Annotated in this window: 1 protein-coding gene; it reads right to left on the minus strand. The window is 67.7% G+C overall.

Going from position 1 to position 1,394, the window contains the following annotated elements; translation table 11 throughout:
* Positions 1 to 37 precede the first annotated feature (37 nt).
* On the minus strand, positions 38 to 1,240 hold the full coding sequence (locus AB0I23_RS41495) for an ISAs1 family transposase (protein ID WP_359118455.1): 1,203 nt from the start codon (positions 1,238 to 1,240) through the stop codon (positions 38 to 40).
* Between the last annotated feature and the right edge of the window lie 154 nt (positions 1,241 to 1,394).

Genomic DNA, 1,394 nt, shown 5'->3' on the forward strand with positions numbered 1-1,394 from the left:
CCAGGGTCATTGCATGATCGAGATCTGTCCGGGTTCGTCAGGTGAGGCCGAGGGCGTGTAAGGGGCGGTGGTAGTCGCGGCCGGCGTGGCGGAGGGCGGCGGCGATGTTGGTCTGGCCGTCCTGGCGGAAGACGCTGATGGCGAGGTTACGCAGGGAGGCCATGGCCCGGGGCAGGGTGCCGGTACGGGCCTTGGAGTCGTCCTCGCGGAAGGTGCGGTCACGGACGTGGTGCAGGAGGTTTTCGATGCCCCAGTGGCCCCTGATCCAGGTGGCGAGTTCGGTGCAGGTGGCGTCGAAGATGCTCAGGCTGGTGATCAGGTAGACGCGTTCGATGGTCAGCTTTCCGGTGCTCATCTCGCGCCGCCAGCGCACGATTTGGATCGCCTGGCGGGCGCCGGGGTAGTCGAGGTGAGCGAACGCGGCGACCTTGATCCGGCGGATCTCGTCGCGGTGATGGGCGTGGTTGCGGGTGCGGTGCCCGAGCGGGATGCTTTTCCAGGGCAGCTTCCTGACCTGGGCATACAGGCCGGGGTGGTTCTTCTTGATGACGGCTACGTAGTGGGCGCCGCGGCTGATCAGGTAGCTGCCGTGACCGTGCTGGGTGTGCAGGGCATCGGTGGTCAGCACGGCGTTCTCCAGGTCGAGGGGGTCCAGCAAGGGCTGGAACGAGGGGATCTCGTTGCTCTTGGAGGCGACCTGTCGCTGGGCCAGGACCACGCCGTGGTGCTCCATCGCGGCCAGCAACTGGATCGCCGCGGCCGTCCTGGTGCGCGATCCGCGAACCACCTTGCCGTCGACCGCGATGACCCGTCGCGCCGGCCGATTTCCCTCCGGCACGGGCTCAGGCACCGTCCTGGCCTGCAGGTATGCGGTGATCGCCGCGTCCAGTGCGTCTCCGTCGATGCGGTGCAGCAGACGCCGCACGGTGGCGGCGTGCGGCACCGGCCGCGAGCCCGTGAACGGGTCGAGGTCGAAGCCGAGGACGTCCAGCACCTGCTGCGGAGCATCCGTGATCCATTCGCTGATCGCGATGAGCGACCGGGCCCCGGCCAGCACCGCCGCGACGGCCGCGCACAACAGCGCGAGGGCCGGATATCTCCGCCCTCGCGCGTCGCGGGGATCGGTGACATGGATCAGAAATCGGCGCAGGTCAACGACATCGTCCGGGACAAGGGCGACAGTCTGGGAGCCCAGTTGCCCCAGCGCGGCGGGGATGGGCGATGATGTTCGGGCAGGCACGGTCTCGCTCGGTTCTCATGGGTCTCGACAACCACATGATCACCAGCACCGTGCCTGCTCTGCTATCCGGGTGCCCTTACCGCACACCGGACATGACGTCACGTCACACATGAACCCGGCGAACCGGACCAACCTCGACTACGCAATGCCCCTG

The sequence above is a fragment of the Streptomyces atratus genome (assembly GCF_040655115.1).
Taxonomy (GTDB): domain Bacteria; phylum Actinomycetota; class Actinomycetes; order Streptomycetales; family Streptomycetaceae; genus Streptomyces; species Streptomyces atratus_D.